Genomic DNA, 26,424 nt, shown 5'->3' with positions numbered 1-26,424 from the left:
GTGCGCTCGACGCTCGGTGCTCTGACGTCGCGCGGCCGCGCGTTCCTGGCCGCGGGGGCCACCGTGGTGCTCGGGGGCATGTTCCTGGGACTCGACCTCCTGGTCCGCATCGGCGCCCTCGCGCTCGCGCTGCCGCTGCTGGCGGTCATCGCGGTCGCTCACAGCCGGAGCACGGTGGGCGCCAGCCGCGAGGTGTCGCCGGCGCGGGTGCCTGCGGGCACGGACGTCGACGTGTCGCTCGACCTTTCCGGCCGTGGTCGAGGCACGTCGGGCACCCTCCTGCTGGAGGACCGGCTGCCCGACGCCCTGGGGGGCGACCGCCGCTTCGCCGTCGACACGGTCGGAGCGCGGTGGCAGTGCCCGGCCCGTTATCGACTGGTTCCTCGGCGGCGCGGCTTCTATTCCCTGGGTCCCCTGTCGGTCCGGGTCGGAGACCCCTTCGGCTTCCTGTCCGTCCGCAAGACCTTCCACACCACGACGCCCCTCGTCGTCACCCCCACCATCCACCCGCTCGGCCGGCTGTGGGCGGGCGGCGTGGGAACCGAGCAGGGAGAGCACCGGGTCCGGCTCGGCTCGAACGGACGCCCCGACGACGCCTCCGTACGCGAGTACCGCATCGGTGACGACCTCCGCCGCATCCACTGGCGCACGACGGCGCGGACCGGCGAGCTGATGGTCCGCCGCGAGGAGGAGGGTCGCCACGCCGACGTCACCGTCTACCTCGACACCCGCCGCCACGTCCACCGCCCTGGCTCGGACGGCTCCTTCGAGTGGGCGGTGTCGGCAGCCGCCTCGGTCGTCGCCCACTTCGCCGGCAACGGGTGGGACGTCCGTCTGATCACCGACACCACCGACTCCCACGACTCCGCACGTGACGAGCTCGGCCTGATCCTCGACGACCTGGCCGCCGTACGCATGTCGGCCCGGCGCGGGAGCGACCTGGTGCCCGCCGACGTGATGGCGTCGCGAGGAACGGTCGTGGCCATCGTCGGCGGAGCAGACCCGGACTCGCTGGAGCACGTCAACCGGTGCTCGCTCGGCGCCGGACGGCGACTGGCCCTGGTGCTCGACGGCGACGGCTGGCTGCGCGGGGCGCACGGTGGTTCGGGCACCGCGGCCGACCTCGCCTCCTCGGCACGCGCGCAGGGTTGGGCCGCCACGGCGGTCGGCGGCGGCGACACGGTGGGCGAGGCGTGGCACGCCCTTGCGGCCCAGTCCACGAAGGATGCGGTGCGATGAACGCGTCGGTGGCGCACACGTTCTGGGTCGGGCTGTGGGTGTGGCTGCTTGCGGTCGCGACGGGAGCCGCGTTCTCGCCGCTGGTGGCCGACAGCCGCTTCCTGCTCGAGGGCGCGCTCGGCGCCGCGGCCGTGGTCCTCGTCGGCGTCGTCGTCCGCGCGGCAGGCGGACGCCGACCCGTCGTCGTCGCCGCGCAGGCCGCGGTGACGCTCGGGTGGCTCACCGCGGCGTACGGGGCAGGCACCGGGATCGCCGGGGTGATTCCTACCCCCGACACGCTCGAACGTGCCGGTGCCCTGGCCGAGGCGACCTATCAGCACGCTCAGCGATACGCGGCGCCGGTCCCCGACACCGCGGCGCTCACCGCGACCCTCGCCGCCCTCGTCATCGTCCTGACGCTGGTGATCGACGTCCTCGCCGCCGAGCTGCGATGGACGCCGGCCCTCGGGCTCGTCATCCTCGCCGTCGTCATGGTGCCGGCGACCCTCCTCGAGGGTCGCTCGCCGCTCCTCGTGTTCGTCCTGGGCGCTGCGGCGTACGCCGGCCTGCTCGCCGTCACGCGCAACGACGACGGCCGTGCCTGGGGACCGCGCGTCACCGCGGTCGGCTCCCAGCCGCGGGACCCCGTCGACTCCGCGGTCGGGCACGTGCGCGCGTCGATTCCCGCGGTCGGGATCGCGATCGGCGCGATCGCCGTCGCCCTGGTCGTCCCCCTGGTCACGCCGACCGCCGGTGAGAGCTTCCTCGACGGGGCCGGCTCGGGTGCCGGATCCGGCATCGGCACGGGCCTCGACAACCCGGTGCTCGACATGCGCCGCAACCTCCGCGGACAGAGTCGCGACGTCCTCCTGACGATGACCGAGGAGAAGGACGCGCCCCGGCCGCGATACGTCCGGCTCGCCTCGATGCAGTCGGTCGGCGACCAGGGGTGGACCCTCGGTGACCGCGTCGGTGCCGGCCAGCAGCTCGACGACGACCTCCCGTCGGTGCCGGGTCTCAATCCCGGCGTGCCGACGACGACAGCGCGCTACCGGACCGCGGTCTCACCCGGGTTCGAGACGCGCTGGCTCCCCCATGTCTATGCTCCGACCGCCGTGAGGCTCGAGGACTCCTCCGGTGTCGAGATCAACCGGAGCATGCTCGACATCAGTCGCCTCCCACGTCTCGGGTCCTTCGCCGGAGCGTCCTACGACGTCGAGGTCATGGTCGCGCGTCCGACTCAGGCCGACCTGCGCACCGCTCCTGCCTCGACGCTGACGATGTCGTCCTACGTCGATCTCCCCTCCTCCACGCCGGATGTCGTGAACGAACGCGCGGAGGAGGTCACCGCCGGCGCGTCCAACGCGTTCGACCGGGCCCTCGCTCTCCAGCGGTGGTTCCGTCAGGACGGTGGCTTCAAGTACTCGCTCGCCCAGCGCCCCGGATCGGGGATGGAGACGATCGAGGCCTTCCTCACCGACGATCGGGTCGGCTACTGCGAGCAGTTCGCCACCGCGATGGCAATGATGGCCCGGTCGTTGGGGATCCCCTCACGCGTCTCCGTCGGCTTCCTCTCCGGTGAGCCCGCCCGTCAGAAGGACACGTGGGTCTTCCGGGGAACCGCCATGCACGCGTGGCCCGAGCTGTACTTCGCGGGCGTCGGCTGGATCGGCTTCGAGCCGACACCTGGCGGCAGCGGCTACACACCTCCGACGTTCGCCGAAGGCTCGGCCGACCCGCAGGCGGCTCCGGACCCGTCAGCAGACCCGACGGCGCTGCCGACCGGCGCCGCGTCCCCGGCTCCGGGCAGCGCTGAGGCAGACGCCGCGGGGGACGCCGCCGACGGCGGAGGGTCGTGGGTGCCCGTGGCCCTCGTGGTGCTCGGGCTCCTCACGGTCGCGCTCGCCGTCCCCGCGGCCGTCCGCACCGCCCGGCGACGCCGTCGGCGCGCGGCCCACGACGATCCGGCGGCGGCAGCCGAGGACGCCTGGGCAGAGGTCCGCGACACCGCGACCGACCACGGGATCGGTTGGACCGAAGGCGTCTCACCGCGAACGTCGATCGCGCCGCTGCGGGCACGGCTGGACGACGACCCGGTGGCGCGAGAGGCGATCGACACGCTCGTCGACGCGGTCGAGCGCAGTCGCTACGCGCCTGTCTACGAGCCGGCAGACCTCACCGCGGCGGTCGACCACCTAGTCGGTGCGACGGCGGCCGGCGTCACGCGCCGGCAGCGACTGGGTGCCGCGGTGCTCCCCCGGTCGGTCCTCGTGCCGGCCGAGCGGCGTGTCGGGGTCCGGGAAGAGGACGAGGTTCTTTCGCTGCGGGAGTAGCCCGCGGGGCGAGAGTCGGAAGGTCGGTCCCGAGCGGGCACGCCCGCTCAGGAGGCCGCAGCCGTCAGGAGCCGGAGTCGTCGCGCCGGCGGCGCCAGCGCTCCTCCATGCGGTGCATGAAGGAGTCCGAGGTGCTTCCGCTGCCCTGCTTCGGACGCGGCGGCGCGGTCTGGGTGGACTCGTCAGGTCCTTCGACGTCACGCGAACGCCACGTCGTGAGGAAGAAGTAGGCGCCCGCGACCATGAGGGCGAACCCGGCAACTCCGACGGGCGTCGAGGCGGCGATCACGCCGATCATCAGCATCGCGACCCCGGCGACGAAGCCGATCGACGCCAGGACGATGATCCGGCGAGCGCGGGCTCGGAGCTTCGAACCGCGCAAGGTCGAAGCGAGTCGCGGGTCTTCGGCAGCAAGCGCCTGCTCAAGTTGCTCGAGCAGTCGCTGCTCTTCCTCTGAGAGCGGCACTTCGGGCCTCCCCTGAACTCGACCGGCGGTTGCCGCCGGACCTTGGGTGTCCAGTCTAGGCAGGCGTCATCGGCTGCGCCACAGCACGGGCTATTGTTTGTGCGCAGGGGGGCAACGGCTCCCGTCTGCCATCCCGGAAGGACGCCGATGCGCCGGTCCACCACCCTTGTCTGCTCTGCCGCCCTGGCCTTCTCAGGACTCGCTCTCGGCGCTGGGTCGCCGGCGAGCGCGGCCCCGGCCGCCGTGGTGCCGGCCGTGGTGTCACCGGCCGCCGCCGGCCAGTCCACGGTCGCGGCCGCGCCGGCAGCCCTCCGCGCAGCCAAGCCCTCCCGCAAGGACCGGTTCTACCGGGCGACGACGCGTCCGGGCGACCGCGACCGGTCGGTGACCTCGATCAAGCACGTCCGCGAGCTCCAGTACCGCCTGCGTTGGGCCGGCGTCTACGGAGGCTCGGTCAACGGCGTCTACACCGCCCGCACCGCGAAGGCCGTCAAGAAGTTCCAGAAGCGCCACGGGCTCAAGCGCTCGGGCGTGGCGAACACCGCGACCTGGAAGCGCCTCATCCAGAAGACGGTGCGTGGCAAGTCCAAGATCCCCAAGCGGTGCAAGTCGTCGGGCTGGAACGCCTGCTACGACCGCCGTCGGCACCAGGTCGTGCTCTACCGCAACGGCACGCTGTGGAACAGCTGGCTGGTGCGTGGCGGCGCCGCCTCGTCGAAGACCCGCACCGGCAAGTTCACCGTGTTCTCCCGTAGCAAGAACCACGTCAGCTCGATCTACGAAGCCAAGATGCCGTACGCGCAGTTCTTCTCGGGCGGTCAGGCCTTCCACGCCTCCTACCTGATGATGGACCCCTTCGTCGGGCACAGCCACGGCTGCGTGAACCTCTACATCCCCGACGCCAAGCAGCTGTGGGCGCTGACCTCCAACAAGAAGCTCAAGGTGACCGTCTACGGCGCCTGGAGCTGAGGGCGCCGGCGAGCGCTGGCCCCCACAACCAGTACGGTCGCCCGATGACTGCGACACATCCGAGGGTCCAGCAGGTGATCCAGGCCCTTGCCGATCGTGGGGTCGTCGACGAGGTCGTGCGGATGCTGCCCGACTCCGTACGTACGGCGCAGGAGGCGGCCGACGCACTCGGCGTCGACGTCGCCGCGATCGCCAACAGTCTCGTCTTCGACGCCGGGGGCGAGGTGGTGCTTGTCCTGACCAGCGGCGCGCACCGCGTCGACACCGAGGCCCTGGCTGCCGCCCACGGACTGCCGACGCTCGAGCGTGCCCGGCCCGAGGCGGTTCGGGCCGCGACCGGCCAGGTGATCGGCGGGGTGGCGCCGGTCGGCCACCCCGCACCGCTTCGGACCTTCGTCGACCTCGCCCTGAGGGAGCACGAGGTGGTCTGGGCGGCGGCCGGCCATCCGCGCGCGGTGTTCGCAACCTCGTTCGACCAGCTCGTCGCGATCACGGGCGGCACTCCCACCGAGGTCGCCTGACCCGGCAGCGCCGATCACCCGGAGACATGGAGCTGCCCGCCCGGCTCGACCCCCGACGCGAGCCGGACGAGCAGCGTCGCCACCATCGTCTCGCGCGTGAGCGCCGATCCACATGAGCATTCGTACTCAGATCGTGACCTGAGTGAGGACCGCGACGTGCAGGTCGGCGCGTCGGCGTCGCTCGGTAGCCTGACCCGGTGGCTGACGTGGTGGTGGTCGGGGGCGGGTTCGCGGGCATCTCTGCTGCGGTCCGCCTGGCCAAGATGCGGCACCGCGTGGTCCTGCTCGAGGCCGACGACCGTCTCGGTGGGCAGCTCCGGCCGTACGAGGCGGGAGGCTGGTCCTTCGACCACGGGTGGTCGGAGCTGACGCTGCCCGCGACGGTGCGTGACCTCTTCAAGAAGTCCGGCCGGCCGCTCGAGCGCGTCCTCGACCTCGAGCCTCTTGCCGTCGCCCGGAGGCATGTGTTCGACCGTGACCTCGTCCTCGACCTTCCCTCCGGCAGCCGGGGAGCCCAGACCGACGCGATCGACGCCGTGCTCGGCCGTGGCACGGGCGAGCGGTGGACCCGGTGGCTCGACGGGTTCGACGACGCGTGGGAGGTGCTGCGCCATGTCGCGCTCGGGCGGCCGCTGACCGGACGCGACGACTTCGACCGTGAGCAGTGGCGGACGCTGCGGATGCGCCTGTCCCTCGAGCGCGCGGCTCGACGCGGTCTTCGCGATCCTCACCTCCGCGCGCTCGTGCTCGACCGCCACCGGCTCGACGGGCAGCAGCCCCGCTCGATGCCCGCCTTCCTCGGGGTGTACGACCTGGTCGAGCGTTCCTTCGGCCGTTGGCGGATCGCCGGCGGCTCGACGGCCCTCCTCGCGGCGCTCGAGCGACGGCTGGAGGAGCGGCGGGTGGAGATCAGGCTCGGCGTGCGTGCCCACGACGTGACAGGGACCGACGTCGTCGACGGTGTCCTCACCGACGACGGCAGGGTCGGCGCGGACGTCGTCGTGTGGGCAGCCCCGACCGGACCGGGCGGGCGGTCGGAGACCGACGCCCTCCCCCGCGTGCCGTCGGCGGTCACCTACCTCGGCCTTGGCCCGTACGCCCCCCGGCTGGCTCAGCAGACGGTCGTCCACGGCACCCCCGTCCGGGTCACGCCCAGCGCCACGCACACGGGCGACGGGCAGGCATGGACGGTCGAGCACCTCGCCGCCGAAGACCCCGTGCTGACCTTGCGCCGGGTCGGGATCGACGTCGGCGACCACGTCGTCCACCGGGAGGACGTGAGCCCGGTCGACGTGGCGCGCCGCCACGGGGCGCGCCACGGCTGGCAGTGGTCGGGGTGGCGTACGGCGTTCACGCTCCCCGGGGTCGGGCCGGAGCGACGCGGCCTCCTCCGGGTCGGCGTCAACGCCCACCCAGGCCCGTCGACCGAGCTGGTCGCACTCGGGACCGCCGCGGCGGCCGAGACCCTCCGACCATGAGGCCGACCGCTCAGCGGCGCCCGTGGGTGCCGGTGTGGCTCCACTCCTGACGGAGACCGGTGACGAGCGAGCCGAGATAGTGGGGACGCTCGATGCCGTCGTCCTCGACGCCACAGGTCGCCACCCCCAGACCGACGCTCACCAGGCCGCTGGTCCACCACGCGACGACGAGGAGGCCCCCGTGGACGCCTCCGTGGAAGTACAGGTAGGCGCAGCCGACGAACACGACGGCCCCGATCAGACCGCCGAGCACCAGCATCCCCCGCTTGCGGTGCTGCTCCCGAGTCACAGCTTCAGGATCGCACCGCTGGGGTCCACGCGCCGGACGCAGGCGATGGCCGCGCGTGTCGCAGGTCACATCACGGGGACCGGAGCGAGGCTCTCGTAGATGCGCCGGGTCGCCGTCGAGCGGTTGAGCGTGTAGAAGTGCAGGCCCGGCGCCCCGCCCTCGAGGAGCGCGTCGCACAGCTCGGTCGCGACCAGCGTCCCCTCCGCGCGCAGGCCGTCGGGATCGTCGGCCCACGGCTCCAGCCGTGAGACCACCGACGGCGGCACGTCGTGACCCGACAGCTCGGCCATGCGGGAGATCTGCTTGAGGTTCGTGATCGGCATGATGCCCGGCACCACGGGGATCTCGCATCCTCGGGCGCGGACGCGCTCCACGAGCGCGAAGTAGTCCTCGGCGAGGAAGAAGAAGTCGGTGACCACGAACTCCGCCCCGGCGCGGGCCTTGGCCACCACGACGTCGGCGTCCGCCTCCAGGCTGGAGGACTCGCGGTGGCCCTTCGGGTACGCCGCCGCACCGACGCAGAAGGTCCCCAACCCCGCGACCAGGGCGACCAGCTCGTCGCCGTGGTCGAGGCCGCCCGGGTGCGGCGTCCAGGGCGCACCGGGACCTCCGACCGGGTCACCGCGCAGCGCGAGGATGTTGCGCACACCCGCGGCCGCGTACTGGCCGAGCACCGTACGAAGGTCGTCGCGCGACTGGCCGACGCAGGTCAGGTGCCCCATCGGGCGGAGCGTGGTCTCGGTGGCGATGCGCTCGGTGATGCGCACGGTGCGGTCACGGGTGGACCCGCCGGCGCCATACGTCACCGAGACGAACGTCGGGTGCAAGGGCTCCAGCTCGCGGATCGCCGTCCACAGCGCGCGCTCGCCGGCGTCGTTCTTCGGCGGGAAGAACTCGAACGAGAAGCTCGGCGCCGAGGCGGCGATGTCCTCGCTGAGACGGCGGGCGGTCGACATGACCTCACTTTAACCGGGCGTACGGCCGCAGGCGGCGTTCCGGCCGAGTCGTGGACGTCGGCGTGGACGTCGGTAGGGTGGAGATCGTGTCCGACTCCCCCGACCTCTCGACCCGGGTCGGTGAGGAGCTCCAGGCCTTCGCGGCCGCCCAGCGCGAGCGACTCGCCCCCCTCGGGCCCCGCCTGATCCCCTTCCTCGCCGCCGCGTCGGAGGCCGCGGCAGGCGGCAAGCGTCTCCGCGCGGCGTTCTGCCACGCGGGGTGGGTCGTCGGCGGCGGGACCGGCGACGACGCGGCAGTCGCTCGCGCGTCCGCCGCCCTCGAGTGGCTCCAGGCGAGCGCGCTCGTGCACGACGACGTGATCGACGCCTCGCTGACTCGGCGTGGCAACCCGTCCGCGTACGCCGCCTTCGCGATCGCCCACCGAGAGGCCGGCTGGTCAGGAGACCCCGACGCGTACGGCACCGGGGCGGCGCTCCTGCTCGGCGACCTCCTGCTCTCCTGGTCGGACGAGATGTTCCGTACGTCCGGGTTCGCACCCGCCGTCGTCGCACGCGCCACCCCGTACCTCGATGCCTGCAAGACCGAGGTGGTCTCGGGCCAGTTCCTCGACCTCGTCGGCCAGGCGATCGGCGAGAGCTCGGTCGAGGAGGCGCTGCGAGTGGTGCGCTACAAGGCTGCGAAGTACACCGTGGAACGCCCCCTCCACCTCGGTGCGGCCCTGGCGGGGGCCGGTCAGGACACGATCGACGCGCTCAGCGAGTACGCCGTCCCGCTCGGCGAGGCGTTCCAGCTGCGCGACGACGTGCTCGGCGTGTTCGGCGACCCGGCGGTCACCGGCAAGCCGGCCGGCGACGACCTCCGCGAGGGCAAGCAGACGGTGCTCGTCGCGCACGCCTACGAGCGGGCGACGAGCGAGCAGCGCGCGGCTCTCGACGGAGGGCTCGGTGATCCGTCTCTCACCCCGGAGGCGGTCGACCGCCTCCGCGACGTGATGCGTGACACCGGTGCCCTGGCTCGGCTCGAGGAGGACATCGTCGCCCTCGAGGACCGGGCGTCAGCCGCGCTCACGCATCCGCGGCTGGCGCCGTACGCCGGGTTGCTCTCGGATCTCGCGACCCGCGCGGTGCGTCGCTCTGCCTGAGCCGGTCGGGCGCTTCGCTCAGAAGCCGAGCGCCTGCGCGCGCCGGCGGACCTCACGGCCGCGGCCCTCGCGCAGCGCGTCGACCGGGCGACCCGGCAGCGTGTCGTCGGCGGTGAAGAGCCAGACCGCCGCCTCCTCGTCGGTGAAGCGTGCATCCCCCAGGAGCACCAGCGTGCCGCGAAGCCCTTCGAGCGGGGCGCCGTCGACCAGGAGCAGCGCGGGGACACGCTGCTTCGACGACGACGCCGTGCGCACGGCGAGCAGGTCCCGCTCGCGCACCTTCTGGCGTACGCGGCTCACCGTCGTCTCCAGCGCCGTCGCAGCTTCGTCCAGCGTGAGCCACTCGTCAACGAGCTCGTCGAGCTGTTCGCCCGTCGTCGGGACGGATCCGGTCTCGTCAGCCATGGGTCAAGACTCGCACGACCCGACGGAGTCGCCTCCGCCGGTCGGGGCAGGCGCTCACCTACACTGAGGCGGGGCCGTTCCCCGCGTTGGCCTGCCCGGACCACGATCCGGCCCGCACGCCGTGAGGAGGTGACCGTGACGACACTCGACGACGATCTGCTCGTAGGACGAGTGCTCGACGGTCGCTACCACCTGCGCAAGATCCTCGCCCGCGGCGGCATGGGCACCGTCCTGCTCGCCACCGACACGCGCCTCGACCGTACCGTCGCGGTGAAGGTGATGCAGTCCGGTCCCGACGCCGACGGCTTCACCACGCGCCTCCAGGGCGAGGCACGGGCCGCAGCCCGCCTCAGCCACCCCAACGTCGTCGCGGTGTTCGACCAGGGGGCCGACTTGGGGCTCCTGTACCTCGTCATGGAGTACGTCGCCGGCCACACTCTCCGCGACGTGATCAGCCGCGAGGCCCCGCTGCCCCCTCGCCGCGTGCTCACTCTCGTCGAGCCGCTGCTGCTCGCGCTCTCGGCGGCGCACGACGCACGGATGATCCACCGCGACGTGAAGCCCGAGAACGTCCTCATCACCCCCGACGGACAGCTCAAGGTCGCCGACTTCGGCCTCGCCCGGGCGATCAGCTCCGACTCCCAGGCGACGGGCGGCGTCCTGGTCGGGTCCGTCTCGTACCTCGCCCCCGAGCTCGTCCTCAACGAGGCCGCCGACGCCCGCTGCGACGTCTACGCGGTCGGCGCGATGATGTTCGAGATGCTGACCGGCTCCAAGCCGCACACCGGTGAGACCCCGCTCCAGGTCGCCTACCAGCACGTCCACGCCGACGTCCCCGCGCCGTCGACCCTGGTGGCCGGCATCCCGCCGTACGTCGATGCGCTGGTCGCCCGCGCGACAGCGCGCGACCGCGACCAGCGCTCCGCCGACGCCCGGGTCCTCCTCCACCAGGTGCGCAGAGTCCGGTCCGCGCTGGAGGCCGACGTCGCCGACGACGTCGAGCTCACCCAGGACCTGCGTCTGCACAAGATCGTGATGGCTCCGAGCGACGAGATCCCGCACCACCCGACGGAGGCGATGACGGCCCTCGCGCCCGCCGACGCCGCCCACGACCACTGGGGGCCGCGCGACCCCTCCGCGGACGCGCCGACGACGGTGGCGTCGTACGCCGACGGTGACCACGGCGGCTACGAGGCGACCCGGACCGTCACCCGCGACGCGTCCGGCATCCCCTCAGCGCCCGGGTCTCCCCCGTCGACGCCCCGCGGCGGACCACGGAGCCGGCGCGGGCGACTCCTGCTCGTCGGAGTCCTCCTCGTCGCGCTCCTCGCGGCGGGCGCCGGCTGGTGGTACGGCGTGGCGCGCTACGACTCCGCACCCGACCTCGTCGGGCTGCCGCTCGCCGAGGCGCGCGCCGAGGGAGAGCGCGCGGGCTACGTGGTCGAGACAGGCGGTGACTCCTACAGCGAGACGGTCGCCCGCGGGTCGGTCGTTTCCACCGACCCCGGTCCCGGCGGACGAATCCTTCCCGACGGCACGCTGACGCTCACCGTGTCCAAGGGCAAAGAGCGCTACCCCCTCCCCGACCTCGAAGGCATGTCCGAGAGCGAGGCGGAGCAGGCGCTGGCCGACATCAAGGCCGTCGTCGGTCAGGTCGACCGCAAGTACGACGACTCCGTCGAGCTCGGTGACGTGATCGCCGTCTCGTTGCCGGTCGGACGGATGATCCGGCCCGACACCGAGGTCGACCTGGTGGTGAGCAAGGGACGGCGCCCGGTCAAGGTGACCGACTACACCGGCAAGCCGGTCGACCGGGCTCAGCAGGAGCTTGAGAAGGCGGGCTTCGAGGTCGAGGTCACGCGGGTCAACGACGACGAGGTCCCCAAGGACGAGGTCATGAGTCAGGACCCCTCGGGCGGCACGGCCTACAAGGGCGACACTGTCACGCTCACGGTCTCCGACGGTCGCGAGCCCATCGAGGTCCCCGGCGTGGTCGGCAAGAACGTCGATGACGCGCGGGCCATCCTGGAGGCCGCCGGCTTCGTGGTCGAGGTCGAGAAGGAGCGCATCCACTTCGGGAGCAACCTGGTCTCCCGGCAGTCGCCGGGCGGTGGCGACGAGGCTCCGCCCGGATCCACCATCATCCTCAGGATCGTTTGACCGGTCCATCGGTCGTCGTACCGTCCGGACGGTACGACCTAAGATGGTCGGCGTGCCGAACCCCTCCCCCTCTGCCCCCGTCACGCACGCCCGCAACCCTCTGGGGGCGCACATCGCCGTCGGAGCCGGGCTCGCCCGAGGTGCGTGGACGACCATGCGCGCCCTCGGGGCCGACACGCTCCAGGTCTTCGCCGGGAACCCGCGTGGATGGGCGGCGTCGGCGGGCAACCCGGGCCAGGACGCCGCGTTCCGCCAGCGGTGCGAGGACGAGGACGTGCCGGCGTTCGTCCACGCGCCGTACCTGGTGAACCTCGGCAGCCCGAACCCCACGACGTACGAGAGGTCGATCGCCGCGGTCGCGCACAACCTCGGACGCACCGCCGCCATCGGGGCGCAGGGTCTGGTCGTCCACACCGGGTCCTGCGTCGACGACGGGGCGTACGACACGGGCCTCAAGCAGGTGCGCGAAGGGCTTCTCCCGCTCCTCGACGCGCTCCCGGATGACGGCCCGCGGCTGCTCCTCGAGCCCACCGCCGGACAGGGACGATCGCTCTGCGCCCGGGTCGACGACCTCGAGCCCTATCTCGACATCCTCGAACACCACCCTCGCCTCGGCATCTGCCTCGACACGTGCCACGCCTTCGCGGCCGGCGAGCCGCTCGACGAGCCAGACGGGGTCGCCACAACCCTCGAACGCCTGGTGGAGATCGCCGGGCCGGGTCGGCTGGCGCTGGTCCATGCCAACGACTCGATGGACGTGCGGGGGAGCTTCAAGGATCGGCACGAGCGGATCGGGCAGGGGCACATCGGGACGGAGGCGTTCGCGGCGCTGCTCGCGCACCCGGTGACTGCGGGCGTGCCGTTCGTGCTCGAGACACCGGGGGGCGATGCCGCGACCGCCGAGGATCTCGTCCTGCTCGCCGGGCTGCGCGACCGCTAACATCCTCCGCCCGCGGGTCACCCTCTCGCAGTCGCGGGTCACCTTCTTCCGTCCGCGGGTCACCTTCTCGCAGTCGCGAGTCACCATCTCGCGCCCGCGGATCACAGTCGAACTCCGGGAACTGACCCACGAACACCAAAGACTGACCCGCTAGCGCAAGAAACTGACCCGCGGGCGGAAGGGGGTGACCCGCGGGCGGAAGGGACCGACCCGCGGGCGGAAGGGGGTGACCCGCGAGCGCCAGGGACCGACCCGCGGTCAGTCAGCGAAGGCGCTCGACCGCGAACTCCATCGGCGGGTCGGCGATGACATCCTGCGCGGCCACCACTTCCATCTCCCGCGCCCCGGTACGGCGGGTGTGCTCGAGGATGCCGAAGATCGACGAGGCGACCGTGCCCAGCGCATCGGGCACGTCCATCTCCGACTGCAGGAGGCGGCCGAGGAACATCGACGTCGTCGCGTCGCCGGATCCGGCGACCACGTTCATCTCCAGCTTCGGCGTGGTCACCACGTACGCCCCCGTGTCGTCGACGGCCACCATCGAGATCGTCTTCTCGCTGGGGTCGAACACCTCGACCGAGGTCACGAGCACGATGCGGGGTCCACGCGCGCGCAACGCGTCGACGGCCGCCAGCAGCGCATCGAGGGAGCCGACCTCGGCGCCGGTCAGCAGCTCGAGCTCGAACTGGTTGGGCGTGGTGATGTCGGCCGCGGGGACGATCCGGTCGCGCATCAGCTCCGCGATGCCCGGTCGCACGTAGACGCCGCGTCCGCGGTCGCCGATCACCGGGTCCGCGCAGTAGACGGCACGTGGGCTGGCCGCCTTGACCTGCGCGACGGCATCGAGGATGACCTCGGCGATCTCAGGCGCCCCCTGGTAGCCGGAGAGGACCGCGTCGAGGGAGGGGAACACTCCCCGCTCGGCGACACCGGTGATGACGTCGGCGACCTGGGACGCCTCGAAGACGGTGCCACGCCAGACGCCGTAGCCGGAGTGGTTGGAGAACGCGACCGTGTTGACCGGCCATGTATCGACGCCGAGGCGCTGGAGCGGGAAGACGGCCGAGCTGTTGCCTGCGTGGCCGTACGCGACGGAGGACTGGATCGAGAGCACCTGCACGAAGCACAGCGTACGACCTGTCGAGCCGACGGGCGGTGCCGACCGACTCTCCACCGACGAGGCCGGGCGGCCTGCGGCGTACGGACGTCAGCGTGCGCGCAGCATCTCCGCGACGAGGAACGCCAGCTCGAGGGACTGGGCACGGTTGAGTCGCGGGTCGCAGAGCGTCTCGTAACGGTGCGTGAGGTCTGCCGCGACGAGCTTGCCGCCACCACCGACGCACTCGGTCACGTCGTCACCGGTGAGCTCGACGTGGACGCCGCCCGGCCAGGTCCCGAGCGCCCGGTGCACCTCGAAGAAGCCGCGCACCTCGTCGATCACGTCGTCGAACTCGCGCGTCTTGTAGCCGTTGTCCGTGGCGAAGGTGTTGCCGTGCATCGGGTCGCTGATCCACGCGACCTGGACGCCGGCGGCGTGGACCTTCTCCACGAGCACGGGCAGCAGGTCGCGGATCCGGTCGGCACCGAAGCGGGTCACGAAGGTCAGCTTGCCGGGGATGTTCTCCGGGTTGAGCTTGTGCGCGTACGCGAGGGCGTCGTCGGGCGACGTCGTCGGGCCGAGCTTGATGCCGACCGGGTTGGCGATCCTGCTGAGGAGCTCGACGTGCGCCCCGTCGAGCTGGCGGGTCCGCTCGCCGATCCACAGGAAGTGCCCGGAGACGTCGTAGAGGTGACCGGTGCGCGAGTCGACGCGGGTGAGCGCCTGCTCGTACTCCAGGAGGAGCGCCTCGTGGGACGAGTAGAAGTCGACGGTGTGGAACTCGTCGGGGTCGACCCCGATCGCGTCCATGAAGGCGAGCGCCTTGTCGATCTCGTTGCCGATCGTCTCGTACTTGGTGCCCACCGGGCTGTTGCGGACGAAGTCGGAGTTCCAGGCGTGCATCTTGCGCAGGTCGGCGTAGCCGCCCTGGGTGAAGGCGCGGGCGAGGTTCAGGGTGGCGGCCGACGCGTGGTAGACCTCGAGCAGACGCTGCGGGTCGTGGGCCCGCGCCTCGGGCGTGAACTCGAAGCCGTTGACCGCGTCGCCGCGGTAGGCCGGCAGCGTCACACCGTCGCGGGTCTCGGTGTCGCTCGAGCGCGGCTTGGCGTACTGCCCGGCGATCCTCCCGATCTTGACGACCGGCACGCTCGCGGCATAAGTGAGCACGACGGCCATCGACAGCAGGACGCGCAGCTTGTTGCGGATGTTGTCGGCGTTGACGCCGTCGAAGGTCTCGGCGCAGTCACCACCCTGCAGCACGAACGCCTCACCGCGCGCCACGGCGCCCAGCTTGTCGCGCAGCTGGTCGGCCTCGCCGGCGAACACCAGCGGCGGCATCCCCCGCAGTCGCTGCACCGCGGCGTCACGGGCCGCGGGGTCAGCGTACGTCGGCTGCTGCGCGGGGCCCATGGCGCGCAGGGCTTCGAGGCTCGGGATGCTCACGATCCCAGGGTACGACGCCCCGCGCACGGGGCTCTCCCGGTCCCGGTCGGCGGACGAGCCGTCAGCCGAGCAGCGCCGCCACCTCGGCATACCGCTCGGGCGACACGGTCTTGAGCTGCCCCACCGCGTCGGCCAGCGGAACCCGGGTGATGTCGTCACCCCGCAGGGCGACCATCGAGCCCCATGCCCCGTCGACGACCGCCTCGACGGCGTGAAGTCCGTAACGGGTCCCGAGGCTGCGGTCGTACGCCGTCGGCGTGCCGCCGCGCTGCACGTGCCCGAGCACCGCGGCCCGGGTGCTGGGGTCTTGCGCCCGCGCGAACTCGGCGGCCAGCCAGTCACCGATGCCACCGAGCTGGGTGTGTCCGAACGCATCGGTGCCGGCGTTGGCGAGCACCTCGGCACCATCCTCGGGGACCGCGCCCTCAGCGACGACGACGATGGGAGCACGTCCCCTCGCGACGACGCGGGCGCACCGCTCGAGGACATCGTCGACCACGACCGGCTGCTCCGGGATCAGGATGTCGTCGGCGCCACCGGCGAGACCGGCGCGCAGCGCGATCCAGCCCGCGTGCCGTCCCATCACCTCGAGGACGATCGGACGGTGGTGGGACTCGGCGGTGGTGCGAAGCCGGTCCACGGCCTCGGTCGCGATCACGACGGCGGTGTCATGACCGAGCGTGATGTCGGTCGCGGAGAGGTCGTTGTCGATCGTCTTGGGCACTCCGACGACGGCGACGCCCTCGTCGGCGAGGGCGTGCGCCACCCCCAGGGTGTCCTCGCCCCCGATCGCGATGAGCGCGTCGCAGCCGGCGGAGTCGAGTCCTGCGCGCACCCTCGCGATCCCGTCGTCCATGGCGACCGGGTTCGTGCGCGAGGATCCGAGCATCGTGCCGCCGCGGTCGAGCAGGTCGGCGACGTCGTCCCAGCCGAGCGGGCGGGTGTCGACCTCGATCGGCCCCCGCCAGCCGTCACGGAAGCCGACGATCTCCATCGACGACTCCGACCGGGCACGGCCGACGATCGCTCTGAGGGCCGCGTTGAGACCGGGGCAGTCTCCGCCACCGGTCAGCACTCCGACTCGCATGTGACTCCCCTTCCAGCGTCAGCGGCGGTGTGGTGGCTACTCGTCGAGCCCGCGCTCGATCGCGTAGCGGACCAGCTCGACCCGGTTGTGCAGCTGGAGCTTGCGCAAGGTGTTCTGGACGTGGTTCTGGACCGTACGGTGGCTCAGCACCAGGCGTTCGGCGATCTGCTTGTAGGTCAGACCCTTGGCGACGAGGCGCAGCACCTCGGTCTCCCGCTCGGTCAGGCGGGGCGCGTCCGGCTCGTCGGTCGGGGGTGCCTCCGACAGCCGGCGGTACTCGCCGAGCACGAGGCCCGCGAGCCCGGGCGTGAAGACCGACTCTCCACGAGCCACCGCCTGGACCGCGTCCAGCAGCGCCTCGCGTGACGCCGACTTGACGAGGTAGCCGCTCGCACCGGCCTTCACGGCGTCGAGGACGTCCTGCTGCTCGCCGGAGGCGCTCAGGACGAGGACCTTGGTGTCGAGCCCGCGCTGGGTCAGCGTCGCGGTCACCTCGACGCCGTCGGGAGCGGGGATGTTGAGGTCGAGCAGGAGGACCTCCGGCCGCGTGGCGAGCACCCGGTTGATCGCGTCGACGCCGTTGGCCGCGGTCGCGACCACGTCGAGGCCGGCCTCGGTCAGATCACGCGCGACGCCCTCCCGCCACAACGGGTGGTCGTCCACGACCATCACTCGCACCATGGGCCGCACCCTATCGTGCGCCTGTGGGCCACGACACACGCGTCAGGGGTACGGAGAGCTCCCACTCGCACCCCTGTCCGCCGGTGTCGACGAGGTCAGCGCTCCCGCCCAGGTCACGCAGACGTCCCTTGATCGACGTGGCGACACCCATCCGGCCCTCGGCCTCCGCCTCCTCCAGCCGTCCTGACGGGATCCCGGGTCCGTCGTCGCGCACGCTCACGACCACCCGGTCGCCGACGGTCTCGAGCAGGATCCACGTGGACGGCTCCGGCCCGCCGTGGAGCGTGGTGTTGGCGCGGCACGCCCGGATGGCAGCGACCAGCTCCTCGACGACCTCCGCCGGAAGCATGACCGGACGGCTCGGCGTCGCGACGCTCACCCGCGGCTCCGCCAGCGTGTCGAGGGCCCGGCCCAGGTCGATCATCTGACCGTCGGTCGTCGGCTCGTCGCGTCCCCGGGACTGGATGAGACTCCGCAGCGCCAGCTCCTGCTCCCCCGCCAGACGCCCCAGCTCGGCGGCCTCGCCTCCGATCTCGTTGCCGCGTCGCTGGACCAGCGCGAGGATCTGGAGAACGCCGTCGTGCACCGCGCGACCGAGCCGCTCGCGCTCGCTGGCCATCGCCGCCGCACGCTCGGCCTCGACCCTGCGCACCGCCGAGACCCTCAGGGCGTGGGCGCAGAAGCCGACGAGCATGGAGGCGAGGACCATCAGGAAGATGTTGCCGACGGTGGACGAGTTGACCGTCGGACGCATGGTGACGTCGACGGTCTGCACGATGGCGGTGGCGAGCAGCCCTCCCGTGACCCCCCAGCGCACCGCCCAGCACACGACGACGGTGGTCACCCAGTAGGTGGTGAGGGTGAACGTGTGCTCGGCGAGCATCTCGGGCGTGTGGACGTACTGCGTCGAACGCAGGAGCGCCAGGGTGACCACCATGTCGACGATGAAGACCCACGTCGCGCGGTGGCGGGGCTCGTACAGCCACGTGACCACGCCCGACCAGATGACCATCACGCCGATGAGCAACCACGCTGCGACAGGATGCTCGAAGTCGCGCCAACGGGCGGCGTTGACGCCGACGGCGTAGACCAGCGTCACGGCCCGCAGGACGGTGAGGACACGGTAGAACTGGTCGTCGACCTGCTGCGCGGCGCGCGTCACGCGGTCCATGCTCGCGGCCTACGACGCCTTCGGGAGCTCGCGGGGCGGAGCGTCCGAGAGCGACTCGGGCCCGGGCCTGCGAGAGCGGGATGCGTACGTGTCGACGTACTCCTGGCCCGAGAGCCGCATGATCTCGTACATGATCTCGTCGGTGACCGCCCGAAGGATGTAGCGGTCGTCGGCCATGCCCTCGTAGCGGCTGAAGTCGAGCGGCTCGCCGAACCGTACGGTCGGCCGCGTGTAGCGGCCGAAGACCTTGCCGGGGGGTGCGACGACGTTGGTGCCCCGCACTGCCACCGGGACGACGGTCACCCCGGACTCGAGCGCCAGCCGGGCGACGCCGGTGCGCCCGCGGTAGAGGCGGCCGTCGGGCGACCTGGTGCCCTCGGGATAGATCCCGCACACCTCGCCCTTGCGCAGCAGACGGAGCTGGGTGCGCAGAGCGCCCTCGGACGCACGTCCGCCGGTCCGGTCGATGGGGACCTGACCGGTGGACGAGAAGAACGTCTTCTGGAACCACCCCTTGATGCCGGGGGTGGTGAAGTATTCCGCCTTGGCGACGAAGGTGACACGCCGCGGGACGACGAGCGGCATGAACAGCCAGTCGCTGTAGGAGAGGTGGTTGCTCGCGATGATCACCGGGCCCTCAGCGGGGACGTTCTCGGCCCCGGAGGCCTCAGGCCGGAACACGAGCCGCAGCAGCGGACCGAGGAACACGAACTTGAGTAGCCAGTAGGTCACATCATCCCCTCCTTGATCAGCGAAAGCGTACAGCGCCTGACACCCTCTGCTGTACGGACGGGCGGCACTGGGCGAAGATGGGCTCATGGCCGACTCCCCTGCGCTGCACCCCCTCGCGCACCCGCTCGTCGCCGACGGAGGACCGACGGGCGTGCTGCTGCTCCACGGCTTCACCGGCTCGCCGGCGTCGATGGCTCCCTGGGGACGCCACCTTGCCGACCGGGGCTTCACCGTGCGGGTCCCCCGTCTTCCCGGCCACGGCACCACCTGGCAGGAGCTGAACCGCACCCGCTGGGACGACTGGTACGCAGAGGCCGACCGGACCCTGTCGGAGCTGCGTGGACGCTGCGAGCACGTTGCGGTCGCCGGGCTGTCGATGGGCGGCGCCCTCGCGCTTCGGCTCGCCGAGCAGCGACCCGACGACCTGGACGCCGTCGTGCTGGTCAACCCGGCCGTCACCATCGCCGACCGCCGGCTCGCCGCGCTCCCGGTGGTGCGTCACCTGGTGCCGTCGCTGGCCGGCATCGGCAACGACATCAAGAAGAGCGGCGTCGAGGAGTCCGGGTACGACCGGACCCCGCTCCACGCGCTGTGGTCGCAGACGCGGCTGTGGGCCGACGTCCGCGCCAACCTCCACAAGGTCTCGCAGCCGCTGCTGATGTTCCGGTCGGCCGAGGACCACGTCGTGGACCCGTCGTCGGGTCGCCTCATCCTCGCGGGGGTCTCCTCTGCGGTGGCGGTCGAGGTCGTCCTCACCGACAGCTACCACGTCGCCACGCTCGACAACGACGCCGAGCGCATCTGGTCGGAGTCGGCCGACTTCATCGCCCGGCACACCGCCGGCACAACGCTGGAGGGTGACCCGGCCCTGTGAGCGGCGCGACCTCCGACGACGAGGAGTTCGAGCGGATCGTCGCAGGCCTCGAACTCTCGATGCCCGACCTCGACCCGCCTGCCGAGGATCGTCCGACGTCCGATCCACATGACGCAACAGGCACCTCCGATCCCCGCGACGTCCTCGAACCCCAGGGCGTCTTCCAGCCGCGCTGGTCCGACCCGGTCCCCGACGAGGACGACGACGCGTGGGACGAGGAGGAGTTCGTCCCACCCGAGCCCGAGCCGATGCCGCGAGGTGACCTGTGGACCAGGGTGGCGTGGGGCGGCCTGGTCGGAGGGCCGTTGCTGCTCTTCGCCCTCGCCGTGATCGGCGCGCCGGTGCCGGGCATCATCCCCGGCGTCGCGGTGGTCGCCTTCGTGGTGGCTCTGGTGTTCCTGCTCGTCCGCCGAGGAGACCACGACCGGGGAGACGACCCCGACCACGGCGCGGTCCTCTGAGAGGTCAGTGCTCGACCGTGAACGCGTCGCGGAAGCGCTCGAGCGCGAGGTCGGAGTCAACCGAGGCCCACGCCTCCAGGGCGACGACCCCGTCGTACCCGGCCGCCGCGAGCTCACGGGCGACGTAGGACCACCGGATCTCGCCGGTGCCGGGCTCGCATCGTCCCGGAACGTCGGCGACCTGCACCTCACCGAGGTACGGGATCGATCGCCGTACGAGATCGACGAGGTTCCCCTCGCCGATCTGGGCGTGGTAGAGATCCAGGTTCATCCGGAGGTGCGGGCTGCCCACCTCCCGGACGAGCGCAAGGGTGTCGGTGGCGCGTGCGAACGGCGTCCCCGGGTGATCGACCTCGGTGTTGAGGTTCTCGAGGACGTAGGTCACGCCCTCCCCCTCGGCCAGCGCAGCGAGCCGCTCGAGGGTCCGCCGGGCGGCGAGCCACATGCCGCCCGTGACGTGCTCGACCGGCCGGACCGGGAGGCCACCGTCGCCCAGGCCGGTGCCATGGACGTTGAGGGTGGGGCAGCCGATCTCGTGCGCGAACCGGATCGACGCTGCCGCGGTCCGAAGGAGGGCGTCGGCTCCCTCGGGCGTGGTCAGGTCGCCGTGCAGGTAGCCGGTCATCGAGGTGAACCGTGCGCCGGTGGCGGCGAGCGTCGCGGCGTCCTTGTCGGTCCAGCCCCAGATCTCGACGGCGAAGCCGGCGTCGTGGATCCTCCTCACGCGTTCGAGGTGCGGCAGGTCGAGATGGACCATCTCGGCGCAGGCCGCCAGGGTGAACGTCACGCCAGGACTCCTGGGTCAACCTCGGCCCGGCCTCCGGAGCGGATCGAGGCGATGCATGCCTCGGCGATCGCGAGCGCGGCGCGGGCGTCCGCGCCGGTGACCTCGGGGGCCCGGCGCTCCTGGACGGCGGCGACCAGCTCGGCGAGCTCGGCGGCGTAGGCGTCACCCAGCAGCGCGACGTCGCTGCGGGCGGTGGCAGCGCGTCGCCCCGACGCATCGTGCAGCCGCATGGACGAGGCCGCCGCGTCGCCGGCGGTCACCATCCCCGCGGAGCCCAGGACCTCCGCCCGTACGTCATAGCCGTAGGCCGCAGCAAAGCTGGCCTCCGCAGTGCCGATGGCGCCGTTGTCGTAGCGGATGACCACGACCGCCGAGTCCAGCAGCCCGGACGACTTCAGCCGCGGCGCGACGAGGGCGTCGGCGGTGGCGAGGACATCGACCGCACGAGCGCCCGGATTGAGCCAGTTGAGCATGTCGAAGTCATGGATCAACGTCTGGGTGAAGATCGTCCACGGAGGCACGGCAGCAGGGTCGGGCGGTCCTTCCCCGGCGTCGCGGGTCAGCGAGCGGAGCATCCGCACCTGGCCGATGGCGCCGTCGACGACCGCGTCGTGAGCCGCGCGGAAGTCCCGGGCGAAGCGCCGGTTGAAACCGACCTGGAACACCACGCCTGCAGCCGAGGCCGCCGCCACACCGGCGTCGATCTCGGCGATCGTCATGCCCGCCGGCTTCTCGCAGAACACGTGCTTGCCCGCCTCTGCCGCCGCGACCACCAGTGCCGAGTGCGCAGTCGAAGAGGCGGTGATGACGACCGCGTCGATGTCGTCGGCGGCTGTCACCGCCTCAGCGGTGGTCTCCCCGCGGGCTCCCAGCGGTTGCGCGAGCGCCGCCGCGGCACCCGGTCGCGGGTCGGCCACGGCGACGAGATCGGCTCCGTGCACCCTCCGGACCAACGTCTCGGCGTGGGCAGCACCGATACGACCCGCGCCGATCAGCCCGATGCGCACCCCGTTCATCAGTCAGCCCGCCGGGGGTAGAGGTCAGGACGCGGGACCGGCGTGACGGCCTGCCGCACGCCGCTCGTCAACGCGGTGACGCCGGCCTCGGCGACGAGGTTCGCGAGGTAGCCGTCCCAGGCGGTCGGCCCGTCGACGCCGCCGGCTCGCGCGGCTCGGGTCCACGCTGACAGCTCGACCCGGTAGGCGTCGGCGAAGTGGACGACGAAGTCGCTCGCGACCACGATCCCTTCGACCCCGGCGATCCTGGTGCTGACGTCGGCGCCGCGCGTCAGCGCCGCGGTGCCGCTCGTGCCGACGACCTCGCACCGCACGTCGTAGCCGTAGCCGGCGTTGACGAACACCTCGACCGTCGCGAGTGCCCCTCCGGCCATCTCCAGCGTCGCCAGCTGGGGGTCGGGCAGGCCGTCCTTGACCGGCGACTCGACCCGGATGCCGACGACCTCGTCGTCGAGCAACCACGGGACGGTGTCGAGCTCGTGGATCATCGACCCGGTGACGATGCCCGGTCCGGTGGCGCTCGTGGCGCTGGAGGCGTTGCGGTGCACGTTGTGGACCACCCTCACCTCACCCAGCGCACCCGAGGACACGGTCGCCTTGAGGCGGTTGTAGCCGGGGTCGTACCGACGCATGAACCCCACCTGGACCAGCCGGCGTCCGGCCGACACCTCGGCCTCGACGACGCCGAGCGCCTCCTCGGAGGTGACCGCGAGCGGCTTCTCGCACAGCACCGGCTTGCCCGCGGCGATGCAGGCCAGGACCAGATCGGCGTGGGTCGCATCCGGGGAGGCGACCACCACGGCGTCCACCTCGTCGGAGGCGATCAGGTCCTCGGCGGACCGCGCCGCGACACCCCCGGCCGCCGCGGCGACCTGCTCGGCACGGTCGGTGTCGCGGTCGTAGACCTGGGTGACGGCAACGCCCGGGACCGTCGTGGTGAGGGTACGGACGTGGTCGGCACCCATCGCCCCCGCACCCACCACGCCGACCCGCAGCATGCCCGTCACAGCGCCACCCACCGTCGCTCGACGATCGAGGCACGCATCGCCTCGACGATCTCGGCAGCGACGACCGCATCGTCGATCGTCGCGCCACGCGGCGTGCCGGTGGCGATCGACTCGACGAGCCGGAGGGCCTCGATGACCTTCAGGTCGTCGTACCCCATCGCGATCCCCGCCCCGGGCTGGAACGCGGACGCGACGCCGTCCTCCGGTCCGACGAACACCGTCGCGTACGAGGCGTCCTGGTAGTCCTGGTCGAGGCAGACGCGCAGCTCGCCCATCCGGCGGAAGTCCCACGCCAGCGCACCACGCTCGCCGTGCACCTCGATCCCGTACGAGCACTGCTCGCCGACGGAGGTCCTCCCCGCCTCGAGCACGCCCCGCGACCCGTCGGCGAAGCGCAGCAGCGCGGAGACGTAGTCCTCGTTCTCGACCTCCTGCAGCGGTCCCTGACCACCGCGGGAGAAGTGCGACGCAGCACCGGCAGCCGCCGGACGCCGAGGGATGAAGCGACCGTCGTCGGCGACCAGCTCGCCGATCTCCCCGACCACGTGACGGGCGAGGTCGACCGCATGGCTCACAAGGTCACCGAGCACACCGCTGCCGGCCAGGTCCTGGCGGAACCGCCAGGTCAGCGCCCCGGCGGGGTGCGCGGCGTAGTCGGAGAGGAACCGGACCGTCGTGTGGGTCACCGCGCCGATCCGGCCCGAGGCCACCAGCTCCCGTGCGCGCTGGACAGCGGGCGCGTTGCGGTAGTTGAACCCGACGGTCGCCTGGACGCCCGCCTCTCGGGCTGCGGCAGCGATCTCGCGCGTCTCGACCGCGGTCCGCCCGGCCGGCTTCTCCACCCACAGGTGCTTGCCGGCCCGAGCCGCCGCGACGGCGACATCTCGGTGGACGTGGTTGGGTCCGGTCACCGAGACGACGTCCACGTCGTCGCGGGCGACCAGGTCGTGCCAGTCCTCCACGAGCACCTCGGCACCGTAAGCCCTGGCGGCCCGCCCGAGCCGGTCGTCGGGGGCAGGATCGGCTGCGGCGACCACCCGGACGCGCCGCGGTAGGTCGGCGAAGTGGTGGGCCAGGCGGCTGACGGCTCGCGCGTGGACCTCGCCCATCCAGCCGAACCCGACGATCCCGAGCCGGAGCTCGTCGGTCATGGGCGCGGGGACGTGCCGTGTCCGGGGGACGTCTCGGTCGTCGCGCCGTGCGACGTCTCGACCGCTGCCTCGACACCGGCGGCGTCTGCGCTCATCTCCTGCGCGATGGGGGAGTCGGCACCCAGGTCGCGGCTCAGCTCGTGGCTGAGCGCCTCCAGCTCGGTGCCACCGGCCATCATCGCGGTGAGCTCGTCGAGCGTCATCTCGGACTTGGGAAAGTCGCCCATGCTGCGTCCGCGGCGCAGCAGCACGAAGCGGTCACCCACGGGGTAGGCGTGGTGCGGGTTGTGCGTGATGAAGACGACGCCGAGGCCCCTCTCGCGAGCCTTGGCGATGTATTTCAGGACGACGCCGGACTGCTTCACCCCGAGCGCGGCGGTGGGCTCGTCGAGGATCAGTACGCGGGCCCCGAAGTGCACCGCGCGGGCGATCGCGACGCACTGCCGCTCTCCGCCTGACAGCGTGCCGATCGGCTGGTCGACGTCACGCAGGTCGATCCCCATGTCGCCGAGCTCGCTCTTGGTGATCCGCTTCATGGCGGGGATGTCGAGCCGCTTGAGCGGACCACGGCCCTTCGTCGGCTCCGAGCCCAGGAAGAAGTTGCGCCACACCGGCATCAGCGGCACGACCGCGAGGTCCTGGTAGACGGTGGCGATGCCGAGGTTGAGAGCCGCGCGAGGGCTGGAGAACTGCCGCGCGATGCCGTCGACGAGCAGCGTCCCCTCGCTGTGCTCGTGGGCGCCGGCGAGGATCTTGATGAACGTCGACTTGCCCGCGCCGTTGTCGCCGAGGACGCAGGTCACCTCACCGGCCTTCACCGTGGTCGAGACGTCGCTGAGCGCGATGATGTTGCCGTAGCGCTTGCCGATGTCACGGACCTCGACGATCGTCGTCCCGCGAGGCGGCGGAGCGCTGGTGCTGACGTCGTCGCTGGTGGCCTCGTCCCTGCTCGCTGTGCTCATCGCGCGTTCTCCGCCCTCTTGCGAACCCAGTTGTTGATCAGGCAGGCCCCCAGGAGCATCACGCCGAGGACTGCCTTGAGCCAGTTGCTGTCCCACCCCGAGTACGGGATGCCCTGGTTCACCATCCCGTAGATCAGCGCGCCGAGGGCGGCGCCGATCGCCGAGCCGTACCCGCCGGTCAGCAGACACCCGCCGACGACCGCGCAGATGATGTAGATGAACTCCTGGCCGATGCCGGTGTTGCTCTGGACCGTCGAGGTACGGAACAGCACGAGCATCCCGACCAGCCACCCTGCGAAGGCCGTGGTCATGAAGAGACCGATCTTGGTCCGGAAGACGGGCACGCCGACCTGTCGCGAGGCGGTCTGCGCACCGCCCACGGCAAAGATCCAGTTGCCCGCGCGGGTCCTCATCAGCACCCACGAGGCGATGATCGTGACGGCGATCCACCAGAAGACCGAGACGTGGATGGTGGCGCCGCCGACAGTGACGGTCGATCCGAAGATCTTGTGAGGCTGGTCGTAGAAGGGGACGTTGGACATCCCCTGGATTGCGACCTGGCCGATGATGAGCTTGACGAGGGCGAGGTCGATGCCCTGGAGCACGAAGAACGTGCCGAGCGTGACGATGAAGCTCGGCAGGCCCGTCTTCATCACCATGAAGCCGTTGAGCGCGCCGACCGCGAGCGCGAGGGCCAACGCGACCAGGATCGCGACCCAGATGTTGAGGCCCCAGTGCGTGGTGAGAACCCCGACCGTCAGTCCGGTGAAGCCGGTCATGACGCCGGCGGAGAGGTCGAACTCGCCGCCGATCATGAGCAGCGCGACGGCTACCGCCATGATCCCGATCGTCGAGGAGGTCTGGAGCCACGTGCTGGCCCCGGCGGGAGTGGCGAACGTCTCCGTGGTGAGGGCGAAGAAGAGGAACACCGCGAGCGCGGCGATCAGTGCGCCGATCTCCGGGCGCTTGAGGAGTCGCGCGACCGGTCCCGTCGCTGCGACCCGCTCGTCTGGTTGTGCGGTAGCCGTTGCCATCGTCGTTCTCCTGTCACGGTGGCTGAGAGGGGTGGTGGGGCC

The 26,424-nt window shown here is 71.8% G+C and carries 26 protein-coding genes; 10 read left to right on the top strand and 16 right to left on the bottom strand.

The window, feature by feature from the left end:
* Entirely contained in the window at positions 1-1,239 is a 1,239-nt protein-coding gene (locus tag KV102_RS17480; protein WP_220347046.1) for a DUF58 domain-containing protein, read from the top strand.
* A complete protein-coding gene (locus tag KV102_RS17475; RefSeq protein ID WP_220347045.1) occupies positions 1,236-3,551 on the top strand; it encodes a DUF3488 and transglutaminase-like domain-containing protein in 2,316 nt (771 codons plus the stop codon). Before KV102_RS17480 ends, KV102_RS17475 begins: the two co-directional genes overlap by 4 nt.
* 64 nt (positions 3,552-3,615) lie before the next feature.
* Here KV102_RS17475 and KV102_RS17470 read toward each other — a convergent pair whose 3' ends face one another.
* Complete coding sequence (locus tag KV102_RS17470; protein ID WP_220344378.1) at positions 3,616-4,017, bottom strand: DUF3040 domain-containing protein; 402 nt, start codon at positions 4,015-4,017, stop codon at positions 3,616-3,618.
* Between the two features lie 147 nt (positions 4,018-4,164).
* On the opposite strand from KV102_RS17470, the gene KV102_RS17465 reads away from it, so the two are divergent.
* From KV102_RS17465 to KV102_RS17455, 3 genes are all read left to right on the top strand, one after another.
* Positions 4,165-4,986, top strand: a complete 822-nt coding sequence (locus KV102_RS17465) for a L,D-transpeptidase family protein (RefSeq protein WP_220347044.1) — start codon at positions 4,165-4,167, stop codon at positions 4,984-4,986.
* Between the two features lie 44 nt (positions 4,987-5,030).
* Positions 5,031-5,507: a YbaK/EbsC family protein gene (locus tag KV102_RS17460; RefSeq protein ID WP_220344376.1), complete on the top strand. Its 477-nt coding sequence runs from the start codon at positions 5,031-5,033 to the stop codon at positions 5,505-5,507.
* A gap of 197 nt (positions 5,508-5,704) precedes the next feature.
* Complete coding sequence (locus KV102_RS17455; RefSeq protein WP_220347043.1) at positions 5,705-6,985, top strand: FAD-dependent oxidoreductase; 1,281 nt, start codon at positions 5,705-5,707, stop codon at positions 6,983-6,985.
* A gap of 10 nt (positions 6,986-6,995) precedes the next feature.
* On the opposite strand, the gene KV102_RS17450 is transcribed toward KV102_RS17455, so the two are convergent.
* Both KV102_RS17450 and metF read right to left on the bottom strand, forming a co-directional pair.
* Positions 6,996-7,274, bottom strand: coding sequence for a hypothetical protein (locus KV102_RS17450; RefSeq protein ID WP_220344374.1), 279 nt, complete (start codon positions 7,272-7,274; stop codon positions 6,996-6,998).
* A gap of 65 nt (positions 7,275-7,339) precedes the next feature.
* On the bottom strand, positions 7,340-8,230 hold the full coding sequence (metF, locus tag KV102_RS17445; RefSeq protein ID WP_220347042.1) for a methylenetetrahydrofolate reductase [NAD(P)H]: 891 nt from the start codon (positions 8,228-8,230) through the stop codon (positions 7,340-7,342).
* An 86-nt stretch (positions 8,231-8,316) separates the two neighbouring features.
* Here metF and KV102_RS17440 point away from each other — a divergent pair, with 86 nt between their 5' ends.
* Positions 8,317-9,372, top strand: coding sequence for a polyprenyl synthetase family protein (locus tag KV102_RS17440; RefSeq protein WP_220344372.1), 1,056 nt, complete (start codon positions 8,317-8,319; stop codon positions 9,370-9,372).
* 18 nt (positions 9,373-9,390) lie between these two features.
* On the opposite strand, the gene KV102_RS17435 is transcribed toward KV102_RS17440, so the two are convergent.
* Positions 9,391-9,777, bottom strand: coding sequence for an Rv2175c family DNA-binding protein (locus KV102_RS17435; RefSeq protein ID WP_220344371.1), 387 nt, complete (start codon positions 9,775-9,777; stop codon positions 9,391-9,393).
* 135 nt (positions 9,778-9,912) lie between these two features.
* On the opposite strand from KV102_RS17435, the gene pknB reads away from it, so the two are divergent.
* Both pknB and KV102_RS17425 read left to right on the top strand, forming a co-directional pair.
* Positions 9,913-11,937, top strand: a complete 2,025-nt coding sequence (pknB, locus tag KV102_RS17430; protein ID WP_308290361.1) for a Stk1 family PASTA domain-containing Ser/Thr kinase — start codon at positions 9,913-9,915, stop codon at positions 11,935-11,937.
* 52 nt (positions 11,938-11,989) lie between these two features.
* Positions 11,990-12,877, top strand: coding sequence for a deoxyribonuclease IV (locus KV102_RS17425; RefSeq protein ID WP_308290360.1), 888 nt, complete (start codon positions 11,990-11,992; stop codon positions 12,875-12,877).
* A 262-nt stretch (positions 12,878-13,139) separates the two neighbouring features.
* Here the strand turns inward: KV102_RS17425 and pdxY are convergent, their stop codons facing one another.
* The 6 genes from pdxY to KV102_RS17395 form a co-directional block, all read right to left on the bottom strand.
* Entirely contained in the window at positions 13,140-13,997 is an 858-nt protein-coding gene (gene pdxY / locus KV102_RS17420; protein ID WP_220347040.1) for a pyridoxal kinase PdxY, read from the bottom strand.
* An 87-nt stretch (positions 13,998-14,084) separates the two neighbouring features.
* Positions 14,085-15,422: a class II 3-deoxy-7-phosphoheptulonate synthase gene (locus KV102_RS17415; RefSeq protein ID WP_220344737.1), complete on the bottom strand. Its 1,338-nt coding sequence runs from the start codon at positions 15,420-15,422 to the stop codon at positions 14,085-14,087.
* 58 nt (positions 15,423-15,480) lie between these two features.
* Positions 15,481-16,506, bottom strand: coding sequence for an ATP-dependent 6-phosphofructokinase (locus tag KV102_RS17410; RefSeq protein ID WP_220347038.1), 1,026 nt, complete (start codon positions 16,504-16,506; stop codon positions 15,481-15,483).
* Positions 16,507-16,542: 36 nt separating this feature from the next.
* Entirely contained in the window at positions 16,543-17,187 is a 645-nt protein-coding gene (locus KV102_RS17405; RefSeq protein WP_220344367.1) for a response regulator transcription factor, read from the bottom strand.
* Positions 17,188-17,197: 10 nt separating this feature from the next.
* Entirely contained in the window at positions 17,198-18,358 is a 1,161-nt protein-coding gene (macS, locus tag KV102_RS17400) for a MacS family sensor histidine kinase (protein ID WP_220347037.1), read from the bottom strand.
* A 9-nt stretch (positions 18,359-18,367) separates the two neighbouring features.
* Positions 18,368-19,090, bottom strand: coding sequence for a 1-acyl-sn-glycerol-3-phosphate acyltransferase (locus KV102_RS17395; RefSeq protein WP_220344365.1), 723 nt, complete (start codon positions 19,088-19,090; stop codon positions 18,368-18,370).
* Positions 19,091-19,175: 85 nt separating this feature from the next.
* Here KV102_RS17395 and KV102_RS17390 point away from each other — a divergent pair, with 85 nt between their 5' ends.
* Positions 19,176-19,964: a carboxylesterase gene (locus KV102_RS17390; RefSeq protein ID WP_220344364.1), complete on the top strand. Its 789-nt coding sequence runs from the start codon at positions 19,176-19,178 to the stop codon at positions 19,962-19,964.
* On the top strand, positions 19,961-20,425 hold the full coding sequence (locus KV102_RS17385; protein WP_220347036.1) for a hypothetical protein: 465 nt from the start codon (positions 19,961-19,963) through the stop codon (positions 20,423-20,425). The genes KV102_RS17390 and KV102_RS17385 overlap by 4 nt, the downstream gene beginning before the upstream one ends.
* Before the next feature lie 4 nt (positions 20,426-20,429).
* Here KV102_RS17385 and KV102_RS17380 read toward each other — a convergent pair whose 3' ends face one another.
* Genes KV102_RS17380 through KV102_RS17355 form a run of 6 tightly spaced genes read right to left on the bottom strand, consistent with a single transcriptional unit; the run spans position 20,430 to position 26,382 of the window.
* Positions 20,430-21,212 (bottom strand): TIM barrel protein, encoded by a 783-nt coding sequence (locus tag KV102_RS17380; protein ID WP_301021716.1) that lies wholly within the window; start codon positions 21,210-21,212, stop codon positions 20,430-20,432.
* Entirely contained in the window at positions 21,209-22,228 is a 1,020-nt protein-coding gene (locus tag KV102_RS17375; protein ID WP_220347035.1) for a Gfo/Idh/MocA family oxidoreductase, read from the bottom strand. The genes KV102_RS17380 and KV102_RS17375 overlap by 4 nt, the downstream gene beginning before the upstream one ends.
* On the bottom strand, positions 22,228-23,226 hold the full coding sequence (locus KV102_RS17370; RefSeq protein WP_255561225.1) for a Gfo/Idh/MocA family oxidoreductase: 999 nt from the start codon (positions 23,224-23,226) through the stop codon (positions 22,228-22,230). The genes KV102_RS17375 and KV102_RS17370 overlap by 1 nt, the downstream gene beginning before the upstream one ends.
* A gap of 5 nt (positions 23,227-23,231) precedes the next feature.
* Complete coding sequence (locus KV102_RS17365) at positions 23,232-24,386, bottom strand: Gfo/Idh/MocA family protein (RefSeq protein ID WP_220347033.1); 1,155 nt, start codon at positions 24,384-24,386, stop codon at positions 23,232-23,234.
* Positions 24,383-25,348, bottom strand: coding sequence for an ATP-binding cassette domain-containing protein (locus tag KV102_RS17360; protein WP_220344359.1), 966 nt, complete (start codon positions 25,346-25,348; stop codon positions 24,383-24,385). Before KV102_RS17360 ends, KV102_RS17365 begins: the two co-directional genes overlap by 4 nt.
* Positions 25,345-26,382, bottom strand: coding sequence for an ABC transporter permease (locus KV102_RS17355; protein WP_220344358.1), 1,038 nt, complete (start codon positions 26,380-26,382; stop codon positions 25,345-25,347). Before KV102_RS17355 ends, KV102_RS17360 begins: the two co-directional genes overlap by 4 nt.
* Positions 26,383-26,424: the final 42 nt, after the last annotated feature.

Source organism: Mumia sp. zg.B53, from assembly GCF_019550935.1.
In the GTDB taxonomy this organism is placed as follows: domain Bacteria; phylum Actinomycetota; class Actinomycetes; order Propionibacteriales; family Nocardioidaceae; genus Mumia.
The sequence above is the reverse complement of the archived record's forward strand: the minus strand, read 5'-3'. Positions and strand labels throughout refer to the sequence as shown.